Annotated in this window: 15 protein-coding genes; 9 read left to right on the top strand and 6 right to left on the bottom strand. The window is 70.7% G+C overall.

All coding sequences use genetic code 11. From position 1 onward, the window contains the following. Positions 1-107 precede the first annotated feature (107 nt). On the top strand, positions 108-707 hold the full coding sequence (locus FR742_RS03040) for an HD domain-containing protein (RefSeq protein WP_148029498.1): 600 nt from the start codon (positions 108-110) through the stop codon (positions 705-707). A 10-nt stretch (positions 708-717) separates the two neighbouring features. Here FR742_RS03040 and FR742_RS03035 read toward each other — a convergent pair whose 3' ends face one another. Beyond that, positions 718-1,086, bottom strand: a complete 369-nt coding sequence (locus tag FR742_RS03035; RefSeq protein WP_148029497.1) for an antibiotic biosynthesis monooxygenase — start codon at positions 1,084-1,086, stop codon at positions 718-720. Between the two features lie 124 nt (positions 1,087-1,210). On the opposite strand from FR742_RS03035, the gene FR742_RS03030 reads away from it, so the two are divergent. Continuing rightward, entirely contained in the window at positions 1,211-1,987 is a 777-nt protein-coding gene (locus tag FR742_RS03030; protein ID WP_148029496.1) for a fumarylacetoacetate hydrolase family protein, read from the top strand. After that, a complete protein-coding gene (gene gltX, locus FR742_RS03025) occupies positions 1,980-3,353 on the top strand; it encodes a glutamate--tRNA ligase (protein WP_148029495.1) in 1,374 nt (457 codons plus the stop codon). Before FR742_RS03030 ends, gltX begins: the two co-directional genes overlap by 8 nt. Before the next feature lie 91 nt (positions 3,354-3,444). On the opposite strand, the gene cimA is transcribed toward gltX, so the two are convergent. Both cimA and FR742_RS03015 read right to left on the bottom strand, forming a co-directional pair. Further along, positions 3,445-5,019, bottom strand: coding sequence for a citramalate synthase (gene cimA, locus FR742_RS03020; RefSeq protein ID WP_148029494.1), 1,575 nt, complete (start codon positions 5,017-5,019; stop codon positions 3,445-3,447). 192 nt (positions 5,020-5,211) lie between these two features. Further along, the gene (locus tag FR742_RS03015; protein WP_148029493.1) at positions 5,212-5,859 is read right to left on the bottom strand and encodes a thioredoxin domain-containing protein; all 648 of its coding nucleotides are present in this window, start codon (positions 5,857-5,859) and stop codon (positions 5,212-5,214) included. A gap of 90 nt (positions 5,860-5,949) precedes the next feature. Between FR742_RS03015 and FR742_RS03010 the strand changes: the two genes are divergently transcribed. The 4 genes from FR742_RS03010 to FR742_RS02995 all read left to right on the top strand — a co-directional run bounded on the left by FR742_RS03010 (position 5,950) and on the right by FR742_RS02995 (position 8,904). Next, entirely contained in the window at positions 5,950-6,606 is a 657-nt protein-coding gene (locus tag FR742_RS03010) for an O-methyltransferase (protein ID WP_148029492.1), read from the top strand. A gap of 82 nt (positions 6,607-6,688) precedes the next feature. Continuing rightward, complete coding sequence (locus FR742_RS03005) at positions 6,689-7,039, top strand: YciI family protein (RefSeq protein ID WP_148029491.1); 351 nt, start codon at positions 6,689-6,691, stop codon at positions 7,037-7,039. 5 nt (positions 7,040-7,044) lie between these two features. Then, positions 7,045-8,283 carry an RNA polymerase sigma factor gene (locus tag FR742_RS03000; protein WP_148029490.1) on the top strand — a complete coding sequence of 413 codons (1,239 nt, stop codon included), beginning with the start codon at positions 7,045-7,047 and terminating at the stop codon, positions 8,281-8,283. A gap of 75 nt (positions 8,284-8,358) precedes the next feature. Further along, positions 8,359-8,904 (top strand): Uma2 family endonuclease, encoded by a 546-nt coding sequence (locus FR742_RS02995; RefSeq protein WP_148029489.1) that lies wholly within the window; start codon positions 8,359-8,361, stop codon positions 8,902-8,904. A 3-nt stretch (positions 8,905-8,907) separates the two neighbouring features. Here FR742_RS02995 and FR742_RS02990 read toward each other — a convergent pair whose 3' ends face one another. Beyond that, positions 8,908-10,086, bottom strand: coding sequence for a DUF418 domain-containing protein (locus FR742_RS02990; RefSeq protein WP_187280966.1), 1,179 nt, complete (start codon positions 10,084-10,086; stop codon positions 8,908-8,910). 82 nt (positions 10,087-10,168) lie between these two features. On the opposite strand from FR742_RS02990, the gene FR742_RS02985 reads away from it, so the two are divergent. Further along, the gene (locus FR742_RS02985; protein WP_148029487.1) at positions 10,169-10,792 is read left to right on the top strand and encodes a TetR-like C-terminal domain-containing protein; all 624 of its coding nucleotides are present in this window, start codon (positions 10,169-10,171) and stop codon (positions 10,790-10,792) included. Positions 10,793-10,805: 13 nt separating this feature from the next. On the opposite strand, the gene FR742_RS02980 is transcribed toward FR742_RS02985, so the two are convergent. Together FR742_RS02980 and FR742_RS02975 are read right to left on the bottom strand one after the other, a co-directional pair. Further along, complete coding sequence (locus tag FR742_RS02980; RefSeq protein ID WP_148029486.1) at positions 10,806-11,903, bottom strand: branched-chain amino acid aminotransferase; 1,098 nt, start codon at positions 11,901-11,903, stop codon at positions 10,806-10,808. A 176-nt stretch (positions 11,904-12,079) separates the two neighbouring features. Beyond that, complete coding sequence (locus tag FR742_RS02975) at positions 12,080-13,126, bottom strand: 3-isopropylmalate dehydrogenase (protein WP_148029485.1); 1,047 nt, start codon at positions 13,124-13,126, stop codon at positions 12,080-12,082. 107 nt (positions 13,127-13,233) lie between these two features. On the opposite strand from FR742_RS02975, the gene FR742_RS02970 reads away from it, so the two are divergent. Continuing rightward, positions 13,234-14,049 carry a class I SAM-dependent methyltransferase gene (locus FR742_RS02970; protein ID WP_148029484.1) on the top strand — a complete coding sequence of 272 codons (816 nt, stop codon included), beginning with the start codon at positions 13,234-13,236 and terminating at the stop codon, positions 14,047-14,049. Positions 14,050-14,276 lie beyond the last annotated feature (227 nt).

Genomic DNA, 14,276 nt, shown 5'->3' with positions numbered 1-14,276 from the left:
AGGTGAGGGTGAAACATGCTGGCCGAATCCGGATAACAAGGTCAAGTCGGGTGCGCGATCGTTAGCCGCCCGATGCGCTCCTCATCCGGGTCGGTCATGCTGATCTCATGAGATATGACGACATCGTGCTTCCCGACACCCCCGTGTGCCACGCCGCCCGGGAGATCGCCGCCAAGTACCACACGCCTTCCCTGATGAACCACTCGATCAGGGCCTACCTGTTCGCCGCCGCCTACGGGCAGGCGAACGGCATCGCGTTCGACGCCGAACTCCTGTACGTGTCCGCGATGCTGCACGACATGGGCCTGACGCCGGAGTTCGACAGTCACGCGGTGCCGTTCGAGGAGGCGGGCGGCCATCTGGCCTGGGCGGTCACGGCGGGCGCCGGGTGGCCCGAGGAGCGGCGGGTGCGCGCCGCCGAGGTGATCGTCCGCCACATGTGGGACGAGGTGCCGGTGGACAGCGACCCGGAGGGTCACCTGCTGGAGCTGTCGACCGGCATGGACATCTCGGGCCGGCGCACCGACGACATCCCGCCGGGCGTGCGCGAGGAGGTGCTGCGCCGCCATCCGAGGCTGGACCTGGCCCAGGAGTTCGCCGGGTGCATCGCCGAGCAGGGGCGGCGCAAGCCGTCGAGCATCGCGGGGGCCTTCCTGCGCGGCGGCGTGCTCGACCGGATCGCCGCCAACCCGCTGGACCGCCTCTGAGACGCGGGCGTCAGGACGCCGGTGCCGCGTGCTGGATCACCTCGAACGTCCACACCTGGGAACCCGACGCGGCCGGGCCCTGCCCGTGGCCGTGTCCCTGCCCGTGTCCCTGCCCGTGTCCCTGGCCGCCGCGCTCGGCGGCGGCCTCGGCGTGGCCGCGCTGGAAGGCCTGGCTCTCCTGCCAGCGCTGGAAGTCCTCCTCGCTGCGCCAGCGGGTGTAGACGAGGTACTGGTCGGTGCCCTCGACCGGGCGGAGCAGCTCGAACCACTCGAAGCCGTCGGCCGACTCCACCAGCCCGGCCCGGTTGGAGAAACGCTTCTCCAGCGTCTCGCGCATCTCGGCGGGGACGGTCAGCACGTTGATCTTCACCACGGACACGGGAGCTCCTCCAAGACGTTCCGGTGCTTGCCCGACAAGCAAATCACGGCGGCGGCCCGCTCGCCGGGCGGGCCCCGCCGGTTAATCGTCCGGACCCCGCCGGTGTCGGCGATAGCCTTGTCAGGTGCGTATAGCGAGGTTCTCCGCAGGCGAAGGTGTGGCGTTCGGCGTGGTCGAGGGCGGCCCCGGTGAGGAGATGGTGTCCGCCGTCGCCGGTCACCCGTTCAACCAGGTCCAGTTCACCGGCGAGCGGTTCCGCCTGTCGCAGGTGAAGCTGCTCGCCCCGATGCTGCCGAGCAAGGTCGTGGCGATCGGCCGCAACTACGCCGAGCACGCCCGCGAGATGGGCAACGAGGTGCCCGACGAGCCGCTGATCTTCATCAAGCCGTCCACCTCGGTGATCGGACACGGCGAGTCGATCGCCTACCCGACGTCGCTGTCCCACCGCGTCGACTACGAGGGCGAGCTGGCCGTGGTGATCGGCAGGCTGTGCCGCGAGGTGCCGGTCGAGCGGGCCAAGGACGTCATCTTCGGCTACACGTGCGCCAACGACGTCACCGCCCGCGACCTGCAGAAGAAGGACGTGCAGTTCACCCGGGCCAAGGGCTTCGACACCTTCTGCCCGCTCGGCCCGTGGATCCAGACCGACCTCGACGCGTCCGACCTGGCGCTCACCACGTCGGTCAACGGCGACATCCGGCAGAGCGGCCGCACCAGCCAGCTCATCCACGACATCCCCGCGCTCGTCGCCTACGTCAGCGCCGTCATGACACTGATCCCCGGCGACGTCATCCTGACCGGCACGCCCGCGGGCGTGGGCCCGCTGGAGATAGACGACGAGGTCAGCGTCGGCATCGAAGGCATCGGCACTCTGACGAACAAGGTGGTTGCTCGTGACTGATCTACGGGTGCGCTTCGCCCCGTCCCCGACCGGCATGTTCCACGTGGGCGGCGCCCGCACGGCCCTGTACAACTGGGCGCTGGCCGAGCAGTCCGGCGGCCGGTTCGTGCTGCGCGTCGAAGACACCGACGCCTCGCGCAACCGGCCCGAGTGGACCGAGGGCATCATCTCCGCCCTCGACTGGATCGGCGTCAACGGCACCAACCCGGCGTTCGAGGGCCCCTACTTCCAGTCGGCGTTCGAGCCGCAGCACCGCGAGGCGGTGGCCAAGCTGCTGGCCGACGGCAAGGCCTACTACTGCGACTGCACCCGCGAGCGGCTCGTCGCCCGCACCGGCTCCGAGCACCGCGGCTACGACGGTCACTGCCGCGAGCGCGGGCTGAGCGCGGGCGCGGTGCGCTTCCGCACCCCCGACGAGGGGGTGACCGTGGTCGCAGACCTGATCAGGGGCAACGTGGAGTTCCCCAACGAGGCGCAGGAAGACTTCGTCATCGCCCGCACCGACGGCTCGCCTCTTTACGTGCTGGCCAACGCGGTCGACGACATCACCCAGGGCATCACCCACGTGGTGCGCGGCGAGGAGCACCTCGGCAACGCCGCCAAGCAGGAGCTGCTGTGGCCGGCGCTGGGCGCCACCCCGCCGGTCTGGGCCCATCTGCCGGTGATCGTCAACGAGCAGCGCAAGAAGCTGTCCAAGCGCCGCGACAAGGTCGCGCTGGAGGACTACCGCGCCGAGGGCTACCTCGCCGAGGCCATGGTCAACTACCTCATGCTGCTCGGCTGGGGTCCGGGGGACGACCGCGAGATCATGCCGTGGTCGGAGATGGTGCCGCTGTTCCGGCTTGAGGACGTCAACTCCTCCAGCGCGTTCTTCGACGAGAAGAAGCTGCGCGCCTTCAACGGCGAGTACATCAGGGCGCTGCCGCTGGAGACGTTCGAGGAGCGTTGCCTGCCCTACCTGGAGCCGTCCTGGGACCGCGAGCTGTTCAGCAAGGTCGCCCCGCTGGCGCAGACCCGGGTCGGGGTGCTGTCGGAGATCCGGCAGAACGTCGACTTCCTGTTCCTGGAGGAGCCGGTGTTCGACCAGGCCTCCTGGGACAAGGCGATGAAGAACTCCCCCGAGGAGATCCTGAGCGGCTACCTCGACCGGCTCGACACCGTGAGCTGGGACCCGGAGTCGCTCAAGGAGGCGCTGGAGGAGGTCGGCGCCGCCAACGGCCTCAAGCTGGGCAAGGCGCAGGCCCCGGTGCGGGTGGCGGTCACCGGCCGGACGGTCGGTCTGCCGCTGTTCGAGTCGATCGAGGTGCTCGGCCGCGAGCGCGCCAAGGAGCGCGTCCGCGCGGCGCTGGCGCGCCTGCGAGGCTGAGTGCCGGGGTAACCGCCGCGCTCTGGGGCTTTCTCTCCACGCGCAGGGTTGGAGGGGCGCCACAAGGACGCCCCTCCAACGGTTCAGCCGCTCAGCACTCGTGTCCGGCGCGGAGCAGGCCGTACGTGACCGCCTGCTCCAGCGCCTGCCAGGAGGCGTCGATGATGTTCTGGCCGACGCCGACCGTGGACCATCCGGTGGTGTCGTCGCTGGAGGTGATGAGCACGCGGGTGATGGCGCCGGTGCCGTGGGTGCCTTCGAGGATGCGCACCTTGTAGTCGACCAGCTCCACCTTGGCCAGGTCGGGGTAGAGCTTCTCCAGCGCCAGCCGGACCGCCTTGTCGAGGGCGTTGACCGGGCCGTTGCCCTCGCCGGTGGCGACGATCCGCTCGCCCTTGGCGTGCAGCTTGACCGTGGCCTCGCTGACCAGCTCGCCGCCCTTGGTGTGCTCGACGATGACGCGCCAGGACTCGACCTCGAAGTGGCGCCTGCGCTCGCCGTGGACGGTGTCGCGCAGCAGCAGCTCGAACGAGGCGTCGGCGGCCTCGAAGGTGAAGCCCTTGGACTCCAGGTCCTTGACCCGGTCGACCAGCTCCTTGGTGTTGCCGGGGGTGAGCTCGTAGCCCAACTCGCGGCCCTTCAGCTCGACGGACGCGCGCCCCGCCATGTCGGAGACCAGCATGCGCATGTCGTTGCCGACCTCGGCGGGGTCGATGTGCTGGTAGAGGTTCGGGTCGACCTTGATGGCGCTGGCGTGCAGGCCGGCCTTGTGGGCGAACGCCGAGGCGCCGACGTACGGTGCGTGCGAGTTGGGGGTGACGTTGGTGACCTCGGTGATCGCGTGCGCGATGCGGGTCATGTCGGCCAGCGCCTGCGGCGGCACCAGCTCGAACCCGCGCTTGAGCTGCAGGTTGGCGACCACGGTGAACAGGTTGGCGTTGCCGGAGCGCTCGCCGTAGCCGTTGGCGCAGCCCTGCACGTGGGTGGCGCCGGCCTTGACCGCGGCCAGCGTGTTGGCGACCGCGCAGCCGGTGTCGTCGTGGCAGTGGATGCCGACCCTGGCGCTGGTCTGGACGGCGTCGTGGACGATCTCGGCCAGCTCGTCGGGGAGCATGCCGCCGTTGGTGTCGCACAGGGCGATCACGTCCGCCCCGGCCTCGGCGGCGGTCCTGACGACCTCCAGCGCGTAGGCTGGGTTGGACTTGTAGCCGTCGAAGAAGTGCTCGGCGTCAAGGAAGACGCGCTGACCCTCCGCACGAAGGTGAGAGACCGTGTCGCGGATCATCGCGAGGTTCTCCTGGAGAGTCGTGCGGAGGGCCAGCTCCACGTGCCGGTCGTGACTCTTGGCGACAAGGGTCACGACCGGCGCGCCGGATTCGCGCAGAGCGGCGACCAGGGGGTCGTCGGCCGCCTTCACACCTGCCCGGCGGGTCGCGCCGAACGCGGCTAGCTGCGCGTGCCTCAGGTCGAGCTCTGTTCGAGCGCGCCTGAAGAACTCGGTGTCCTTGGGGTTGGCGCCGGGCCACCCTCCTTCGATGAAGCCGACGCCCAGCCCGTCCAGGTGGCGCGCGACAGCGAGCTTGTCGGCCACCGTGAGGTTGAGGCCTTCCTGCTGTGCGCCGTCACGCAGCGTCGTGTCATAGACGTGGAACCGGTCGTCGGCCATGGATTCTCTTTCTGAGAGTGGAGGAAAACAAAAAGACCCCTCACGGACGTGAGAGGTCTGCGCGCTGGCGGTGTCCCTGCGTTAGCCAGCGCGCCTGCCGATAATGAGCAGACCGTAGAACATGGTGCTCCCGAGTCTGCCATACGAATCCAGTGCCCGGGACATCGATCTCACAGTACGGACGAGATTTGGTCAGACGGTTACCCCGTCACCGCCCGTGATGGCCTTCTCCAGCGCGGCCGGGTCGAACGCCTCGTTGCCCATCACCCGGCCGTCGAGCACCAGGGTCGGCGTGCCCTCGACGCGGATGCCTGCGGTGTCGCGCAGGTGCGCCTCCGCGTACGCCTGGGAGTTGACGCACGACTCGGCGGAGGCGGCGCCGGCCTTGCGCGCGGCGGCCACCAGCTCCTCCACGGTGAACCCGGTGGCCACGCCGTGCGGCACCGGCTGCATCGCGTACAGCTCGTCCCGGAAGGCCAGCCAGCTCGACTCGGGGACGCACCGGGCGGCCGCGGCGGCCCTGATGGAGTTCGACCGCGACGGCTCGTCCCGGAAGATCGTGACGGGGTGGTAGACGACCTTGACCTTGCCCTCCCTGGCCAGGCGTTCGATCGTGTCGTCGACCCGGGAGTGCAGCTCCCTGCAGACGGGGCATTCGAAGTCCTCGTACAGGACCAGCACCGGCGCCTGCCCGCCGCGGTCGGCCAGCACCATGGACCCGTCGGCCTGCCGCATCAGCCGCACGCCGTCGGAGGACGGCCCCGACTGGACCAGCGTCACGAATCCCATCACGGCCAGCACCGCAACGGCGGCCACGATGGCCGCCACCCTCTTGTTCATCCCCGCCCGCTCTCGTCCGCCGATCGCCGCGACCCTATCGGAACTGGGAACATAGGTGTTATCCGGCCACACCAGGCCAGAATCACCCTCATGAAGGCATTTCTCCTCGACCAGGCCATGGCCCGGTACATCCTCGACCACTCCACGCCGCCCGACCCGCTGCTGGAGGAGCTGGCCGCGGAGACCGTCGCGGTCACCGGCGACCACGCGGGCATGCAGATCTCGGCCGACCAGGGCACGTTCCTGACGATGATCACCCAGCTCGTGGCGCCTGAGGTGGCCGTGGAGGTGGGCACGTTCACCGGATACTCCTCGCTCTGCATCGCCCGCGGGCTGTCCGGCGGCACGCTGCACTGCTTCGACGTGAGCGAGGAGTGGACGGCCGTCGCCCGCCGGTACTGGGAGAAGGGCGGGGTCGCCGACCGGGTCACGCTCACGCTGGGGCCGGCGCTGGAGTCGCTGCGGGACTTCACCGAGCCGATCGACCTGGCGTTCCTGGACGCCGACAAACCGCGGTATCCCGCGTACTACGAACTGCTCGTCGGCAAGCTGCGGCCGGGCGGGCTGATCATGGTGGACAACACGCTGTGGTCGGGGCACGTGGCCGACCCCGGTAAGAATGACCCGGCTACGGTGAACATGCGCGAGTTCAACGCGCTGGTGCGCGAGGACCCCCGGGTGACCGTGGTCATCCTGCCGGTCGCGGACGGGCTGACCCTGATCCGCAAGCGGGTCACGCCGGCCTGAGGAAAATCCTGCCGGCCTCGTGTCCATCGGGCGGGGTCCCGTTCGTAGACATGGCACAAGCACGGCAGAAGGAGCCAGAACCATGAAGTACATGCTGCTGATCAACAGCGCCGGGACCGACCAGGCGCAGGAGGGCTGTGAGGCGTCCTTCGAGGACTGGATGGCCTACGACAAGGCCGTTCAGGAGGCGGGGATCTTCGTGGCCGGCCACTCGCTGGCCGACCTGACCACCGCGACGACCGTGCGGGTCGACGCGAAGGGCGAGCGGGCCATCACCGACGGGCCGTTCGCGGAGACCCGCGAGGTCCTCGGCGGCTACTACGTGATCGACGTCCCCGACCTGGACGTGGCGCTCGACTGGGCGGCCCGCTGCCCGGGCGCCACCGGCGGCGGCTCGGTGGTGGTGCGGCCGATCGCCGACTTCGAGGGCTGACCGTCATGACCGGCCCGTACGCGGAGAACGTGGAGGCGGTCTTCCGGGAGGAGCGCGGCCGGCTGCTCGCCGCCCTGGTGCGCCGCTTCGGCGACCTGGATCTGGCCGAGGAGGTCACGTCGGACGCGATCGAGGCGGCGCTGGTGCGCTGGCCGGTCGACGGCGTGCCGCCCAAGCCGGGCGCGTGGCTGATGACCACCGCCCGGCGCCGGGCGGTCGACCGGCTGCGGCGCGACAGGACGTACGCCTCCCGGCTGGCCCTGCTGCAGGTGGAGGCCGACCGGGCGGCGCCCCCGCCCACCGGCGCGGGCGACGAGCTGCCCGACGAGCGGCTGCAGCTGTTCTTCACCTGCGCCCACCCGGCGCTGAACGCCGACGACCGCGGGGCGCTGACGCTGCGCTGTCTCGGCGGGCTGGCCACTCCGGAGGTCGCGCGCGCCTTCCTGGTGCCGGAGGCCACGATGGCCAAGCGGATCGTACGGGCCAAGAAGAAGATCCGTGAGGCCCGCATCCCGTTCCGCGCCCCCGGCCCCGACGAGCTGCCCGCGCGGCTTCCCGGGGTGCTCCAGGTCATCTACTCGATCTTCACCGAGGGGTACGCGGCCAGCGCCGGACCCGACCTGCAACGGCTCGACCTCGCCGAGGAGGCCATCCGGCTGGCGCGGATCCTGCGCCGCCTGCTGCCCGCGGAGCGGGAGGTCGCGGGCCTGCTCGGGCTGATGCTGCTGATCCACGCGCGGCGCGACGCCCGCACCGGGCCCGGCGGCGAGCTCGTCCTGCTGGACGAACAGGACCGGGGCCGCTGGGACCGCGCGATGATCGAGGAGGGCCTGCGGCTGGTGCCCGCCGCGCTGGCCGGCGGCCCGCCCGGCCCGTACGGGGTGCAGGCCGCGATCGCCGCGCTGCACGACGAGGCCGCGGACGTCGCGACCACCGACTGGCCGCAGATCGTCGCGCTCTACGACGTCCTGCTCGCGCTCGCGCCCTCACCGGTCGTCGAGCTGAACAGGGCCGCGGCGGTGGCGCTGCGCGACGGCCCCGAGGCCGGCCTGGCGCTGCTCGACGCGCTGGCCGGCGAGCCCCGGCTGCGCGCCTACGCGCCCTATCCGATGGCCAGGGCCGACCTGCTGCAGCGCCTCGGCCGGCTCCCCGAGGCCGCGGCCGCCTACCGTGAGGCGCTCGACCTGGCGGGCACCGAGCCCGAGCGCGCCCACCTGCGCCGCCGTCTGGCCGCCGTCAGTTGACCTGCTCTTTGCCGTTCCCGCGCCCTGGTATTACGCTCTGTCGCGCATCGATCACCCAGAGTCGGGAGCGGAGACATGATCAGGCCTGTCGAAGAGCGCTACCGCACCGTGCGGGACGTCTTCCCGGAGCTCCGCGTCGAGCTGGTCAACGGCCGCATCGTGGTCAACGAGCCCGGCACCTGGCAGCACAACACCATCATCGCCCAGCTGATCGCCCAGCTCGCGCCCGTGGTCGCCGGGCGGGGCTGGGAGATCTGGCCGAACATCACCGTCCACCTCGGCGACGAGGCCGACCGGTACGTCCCCGACCTGACGATCGTCCCGCAGGAGCCGGTCATGGAGACCGACGAGGCCGTCCACGGCGCCAGCACTCTGCTCCTGGTCGACGTGGTCTCGGCCGGCAACGCCTACGACGACCACGTGATCAAGCCGATGGGCTACGCCCCGGCCGGGGTGCCGCTCTACCTGGTGGTCGACCCGTTCCAGCGCCTGCTCAAGCTCCACAGCGACCCGGCGCCGAGCGGCTACGGACGCGAGACGGTGGAGCCGGCCGGCGCTCCCCTGACGCTGCCCCACCCGTGGGACTGCGCGATCGACACGACCTCCCTGCTGAACCTCTGACCCTCAGCCCGCGCGGCGGTAGGTCAGGCGGCGCAGCAACGTCTCGGCCGGTCCGCGCCGGCCCGTACGGGACATCGACGCCGCCAGCACCACGGTGGCCAGCCAGGTGAGCACGGCCACGGCGGAGGCGGCCGCGTCGCCGACACGGGTGCCGAGCCCGCCCAGGTACGGCACGAAGACCACGGTGAAGACCACGGACTGGAGCAGGTAGCACGTCAGCGACCACTGACCGCACGCGGCCAGCGCCCTGGCCACCGGGCCCGGCGCGGCGCGGCGGGCTCCACCGGCCACGGCGAGGCCTATCAGCGCGGCGTACGCGAGACCGCCGGCGATGCCGCTGACGCTGTGCAGGGCGTACGCGGACACGCCGATCGCGTCCGAGGGCGCCCAGAGCCGGGTGTCGACGAGCATGAGCGGCACGCCACCGGCGACCGCGATCGCGGTGCCCACGACGCCGGTCCGGAGGAGCAGCGTACGGTGCGCCCACGGCTCCTCCAGCACGCGGCGGCGGGCCGCCCAGATCCCGAACAGGAAAGCGGGCACGACGCTCGCGGCGAAGTACGTGGGCGTCATCCCGGACCAGCCGACGACCCGCATCATGAGGGCCTCCGCCGGGTCGCCCATGCCGGCGATCGAGTCGCCCTTGTCGGCGCTCACGGTGAGCAGCCCGAACAGGGCGAGGACCGCGACGTGCAGAACAGTCGTGAGGCCGGCGGCCCACAGCAGGGCGCGGTCGCTGCGCCGGATGAAGCCCACGAGCACCAGGCCGACCAGGCCGTACGCGCCCAGGATGTCGCCGAAGAACAGCAGGAGGGCGTGGCAGAACCCGAAGGCCAGGAGCCACAGGCTGCGGGCGCGCAGCACCCGCCGCACCTCCGGCCATGCGCGACCGGCGGCCAGCTGCCGGCTCGCGAGCTGCACCAGGCCGTAGCCGAAGAGGGCGGCGAACATCGGCAGCGCCCGCCCGTCCACGAGGAGGATCTGGATCCCGGCCACCAGCCGGTCGAGGGCGCTTCCGTCCAGCGTGTAGCCGCGGAACCCGACCGGGTGACCGGACAGGTACATGTGTGCGTGCGCCACCGCGATGAGCAGGAGCATGAGACCTCGGGCGAGGTCGGGGGCCAGGGACCGGCGGGCGAGCGGCACGGCCCTCCGATCGGCGGACATGACGGTGGTGGACATGACTATCCCCTGGAATTAGATACACGAGTGTAGCTTAGGTTGAAGGTAAGATACACCGCTGTAGCCAACCAAGGGAACAGCCGTGAACAACAGCCGAACGCGGCGGCGGGGCGAGGAGCTGATCGCGGCCATCCACGCCGCGGTGCTCGAAGAGGTGGTGGAGGTCGGCGTCGCACGGCTGACCATGGACGGCATCGGCAAGCGGGCGGCGACCGCCCGCACGACCCTCTACCGTCGCTGGTCAGATCCGATCGAGGTGCTGCTGGACGCGCTCTACCACGCGCATCCGGTCGAGGAGCCGAGCCCGGGGGCGGACGACCTGCGCGGTGACCTGATCAGGGCGCTCCGGCTCATGCGCGACTGGATGCTCAGCCCCGCGGGCCACGCCGTCGCCCTGATCCTGACCGACCCGGTGAGCGCGTCCAAGATCTCCGAAGAGCTCGTCGACCGGGTCTTCGCCGTACGGGGCGGCACGTTCACCAACACCGTGCTGCGCCACTACGCCGAGCGCGGCCACTTCCCCGCCGAGCTCCTCACCCCGGTCGTGGCCGACATCGGGGAGGCGCTCGTCACCAAGCGGCTGATCGACACCAGGACGCCGCCCAGCGACGCCGACCTGGCGGACATGGTGGACCAGGCGATACTGCCGGCGATCGGGCTGGGCCCGGACGTGCGGGGAGGGCGCCGTCCGGACCCTGAGGCGTGATGCCGGCGGGCGGCTAGGCGATCTTGTGGATCCAGTCGCGGGTGTCGGGGCGCGAACCGTACTGGATGCCGATGAGCTCCTCGCGGATGCGCATCGTCACCGCGCCGGCGTTCCCGTCGCCGACGGTCCAGGCGCGGTCGGCGCCCTTGACCGAGCCGACGGGGGTGACGACCGCGGCGGTGCCGCAGGCGAACACCTCCGTCAGCTCGCCGGACTCGCACCCGGCCTGCCACTCCTCGACGGTGATGAGCCGCTCCTCCGTCTCAAGACCGAGGTCGGCGGCGAGGGCGAGGATGGAGTCGCGGGTGATGCCGGGCAGCAGGGTGCCGGTCAGCGACGGGGTGACGAGCTTGCCGCCGATGACGAAGAACAGGTTCATCCCGCCCATCTCCTCGACGTAGCGGTGCTCGGCGGCGTCCAGCCAGACCACCTGGTCGCAGCCGTTCTCGACGGCCTGCCGCTGGGCGACGAACGCGGCCGCGTAGTTGCCGCCGCACTTGGCGAAGCCGGTGCCGCCGGGGGCGGCGCGGGTGTACTCGGTGGACAGCCAGACCGAGACGGGCTTGACGCCGCCGGAGAAGTAGGATGCCGCGGGCGAGGCGATGGCGAGGTAGCGGTACGTCTTGGAGGGCCAGTTCACGCCCAGCCCGACCTGGGTGGCGATCATGAAGGGCCGCAGGTAGAGGCTGTGGCCCTCGGTGGTGGGCACCCAGTCCCTGTCGGTCTGGACGAGGAGTTCGAGCGACTCGACGAAGGCGTCCTCGGGGAGCTCGGGCATGGCCATGCGGGTGGCCGAGCGGTTGAACCGGGCGGCGTTGGCGTACGGGCGGAACATCACCACAGAGCCGTTGACCTGCCGGTAGGCCTTGAGCCCTTCGAAGAGCTCCTGCGCGTAGTGGAAGACGGAGGTGGCGGGGTCGAGGGTGAGCGGCGCGTACGGCTCCAGGCGGGCGTCATGCCAGCCCTGGCCCTCGGTGTAGTCGACGGAGACCATGTGGTCGGTGAAGACCTGCCCGAATCCGGGGTTCGCCAGTACCTGCTCGCGCTCGGCCGCGGTGCGAGCGTGGCCGGAGAGCTGCACGTCGAAGCTGAGCTTCTGAGCGATGGTCATGACGCTGGGTCCTTCTCTCTGCGATTTCGGGCGGCACTGCCACAAACAGGGGCAGTCCGTACTTCCTATTGTCTCGCCATTTGGAATGGCAAGGGGAGGGCGGGGGTGGACACGAAAAAGCGCCCGGCGGGTCCTGGGGGAACCGCCGGGCGCTGCTCGTCGAGCTGGGGGCGGCCCTAGCTCGATACTCGCTCGGTGATGTCGTCGCCGATCTCGCGGGTGGTGCGGCTGCTCCACCCGGTCAGGCGCTCGACGATGTCGTCGGCGACGGCCTGCTCGACCTTGGCGGCCTCGGCGGACAGGCCGAGGTGGTCGAGCATCATGGCGACGGACAGGATGGTGGCGGTCGGGTCGGCCTTGCCCTGCCCGGCGATGTCGGGGGCGCTGCCGTGGACCGGCTCGAACATGCTCGGCGCGGTGCCCTCGGGGTTGATGTTGCCGCTGGCGGCCAGGCCGATGCCGCCCGCGATGGCGGCGCCGAGGTCGGTGATGATGTCGCCGAAGAGGTTGTCGGTGACCACGACGTCGAACCGCTCGGGCTGGCTGACGAAGAACATCGAGGCCGCGTCGATGTGGCTGTAGTCGGTCGTGACGTCGGAGTATTCCTCCGCGACGCGGTCGACGGTGCGCTGCCAGAGGTCGCCGGCGTAGGTGAGCACGTTGGTCTTGTGGACCAGCGTGAGCTTCTTGCGCGGGCGGGAGCGGGCCTTCTCGAACGCGTAGCGCACGACCCGCTCGACGCCGTGGGCGGTGTTGAGCGACTCCTGGGTGGCGATCTCGTACGGGGTGCCGCGGCGCATGACGCCACCGGTGCCGGCGTAGAGGCCCTCGGTGCCCTCACGGACGACGATCATGTCGATGTTCTCGACGGGGGTGTCGGCCAGCGGCGTCTCGACGCCCGGGAAGAGCTTGACCGGGCGCAGGTTGACGTAGTGGTCGAAGGCGAACCGGATCTTGAGCAGCAGGTCGCGCTCCAGCACGCCGGGCGGGACGCTGGGGTCGCCGACGGCGCCGAGCAGGATGGCGTCGTAGCCGCGCAGCTCCTCGAGCACGGCATCGGGCAGCGTTTCGCCGGTGCGGTGGTAGCGGGCGGCGCCCAGGTCGTAATGGGTGGCATCGATCTTGGTGCCGACGGCCTCCAGGACCTTCAGACCTTCGGCCACCACCTCGGTGCCGATGCCGTCTCCAGGGATGACGGCCAGGCGGATGTTGCGCGACTCCATGGGCGTACCTTACCGGCTCGTCTCGGCTGACGAACACTTGATCTCATTGTGTGGACAGGTGGTGCTGCTGACCCAAATCTTTCACACCGCGGGCGTACCGTGGCGTCATGGCTGCCGAGAAGGTGTGTCTCGACGGCGAGAAGGCCACGCTCCTCGCCACCCTGTACGGCCGGGCGCTGGACGCCCGCTCCCCCGAGCCGATCCTGAACGACACGATGGCCGTGCGGGCGGTCGAGCGGATCGACCACGACTTCACCAAGATAGGCATGAGCCCCCGCAACGCCGGAGCGGTGGCGTTCCGGGCCAGGTTCCTGGACCGGTGGGCGGCCGAGTTCCTCGCCGCCCATCCCGGCGCCACCGTGCTGCACCTCGGGTGCGGCCTCGACACCCGGGTCCACCGGATGGACCCGCCGCCGGAGGTCGCCTGGTTCGACGTCGACTTCCCGGAGGTCGTCGCGCTGCGCGACAGGCTGTTCCCTGGGCGTCCCGGATACACGACGATCGGCTCGTCCGTCACCGACACCGGCTGGCTGGACCGCGTCCCCGCCGACAGGCCGGTGCTCGTGCTCGCCGAAGGGCTGGTCTACTACCTCGACGAGACGGGCGGCCGGGAGCTCTTCCGGCGGATCGTGGACCGCTTCCCGCACGGCGAGTTCGTCTTCGACGCCCTGAGCCCGTTCGGGCTGCGGCTCCAGGTGCTCAACAGCCCGGTGCGGAAGGCCGGGGCGCGGATGCACTGGGCCGTCGGAGGTCCGGAGGACCTCGAGTCGATCCACCCGCGCCTGCGCTGCCGCGACGCGATCAGCGCGCTCGACCTGCCGGGCTACGACCGGCTGGCCAGAGGACTGCGCCTGGCCACCCGGCTGATGAGAGCGGTGCCCGCGATGCGGCGGGCGGCCGTCTTCTACCGGCTGGAGTTCTGAGGCGCGCCGCCGTTGTCGCGGCGGTCCAGGGCGGTCTGCAGGGCCTCGGCGGCCTCGTCACGGTGCTCGTCGGCGGCGTACTCGCGCATGGTGATCATCTCGTTTCGCGGGGTGTGTGCTTGCAGTGAGTCGGAACCCCGGTCGCGGACCCGACCGGGCCTGATCTCGCCAGTCCGGGTCACGGACCGGGCGATGGGGCTTACCGGCCGACGCGACGCCGCTCACCG

Source organism: Nonomuraea sp. C10 (assembly GCF_008017515.1).
GTDB lineage: Bacteria > Actinomycetota > Actinomycetes > Streptosporangiales > Streptosporangiaceae > Nonomuraea > Nonomuraea ferruginea.
Note: the sequence above shows the minus strand (reverse complement) of the source record. Positions and strands in the feature narration are given on the sequence as shown.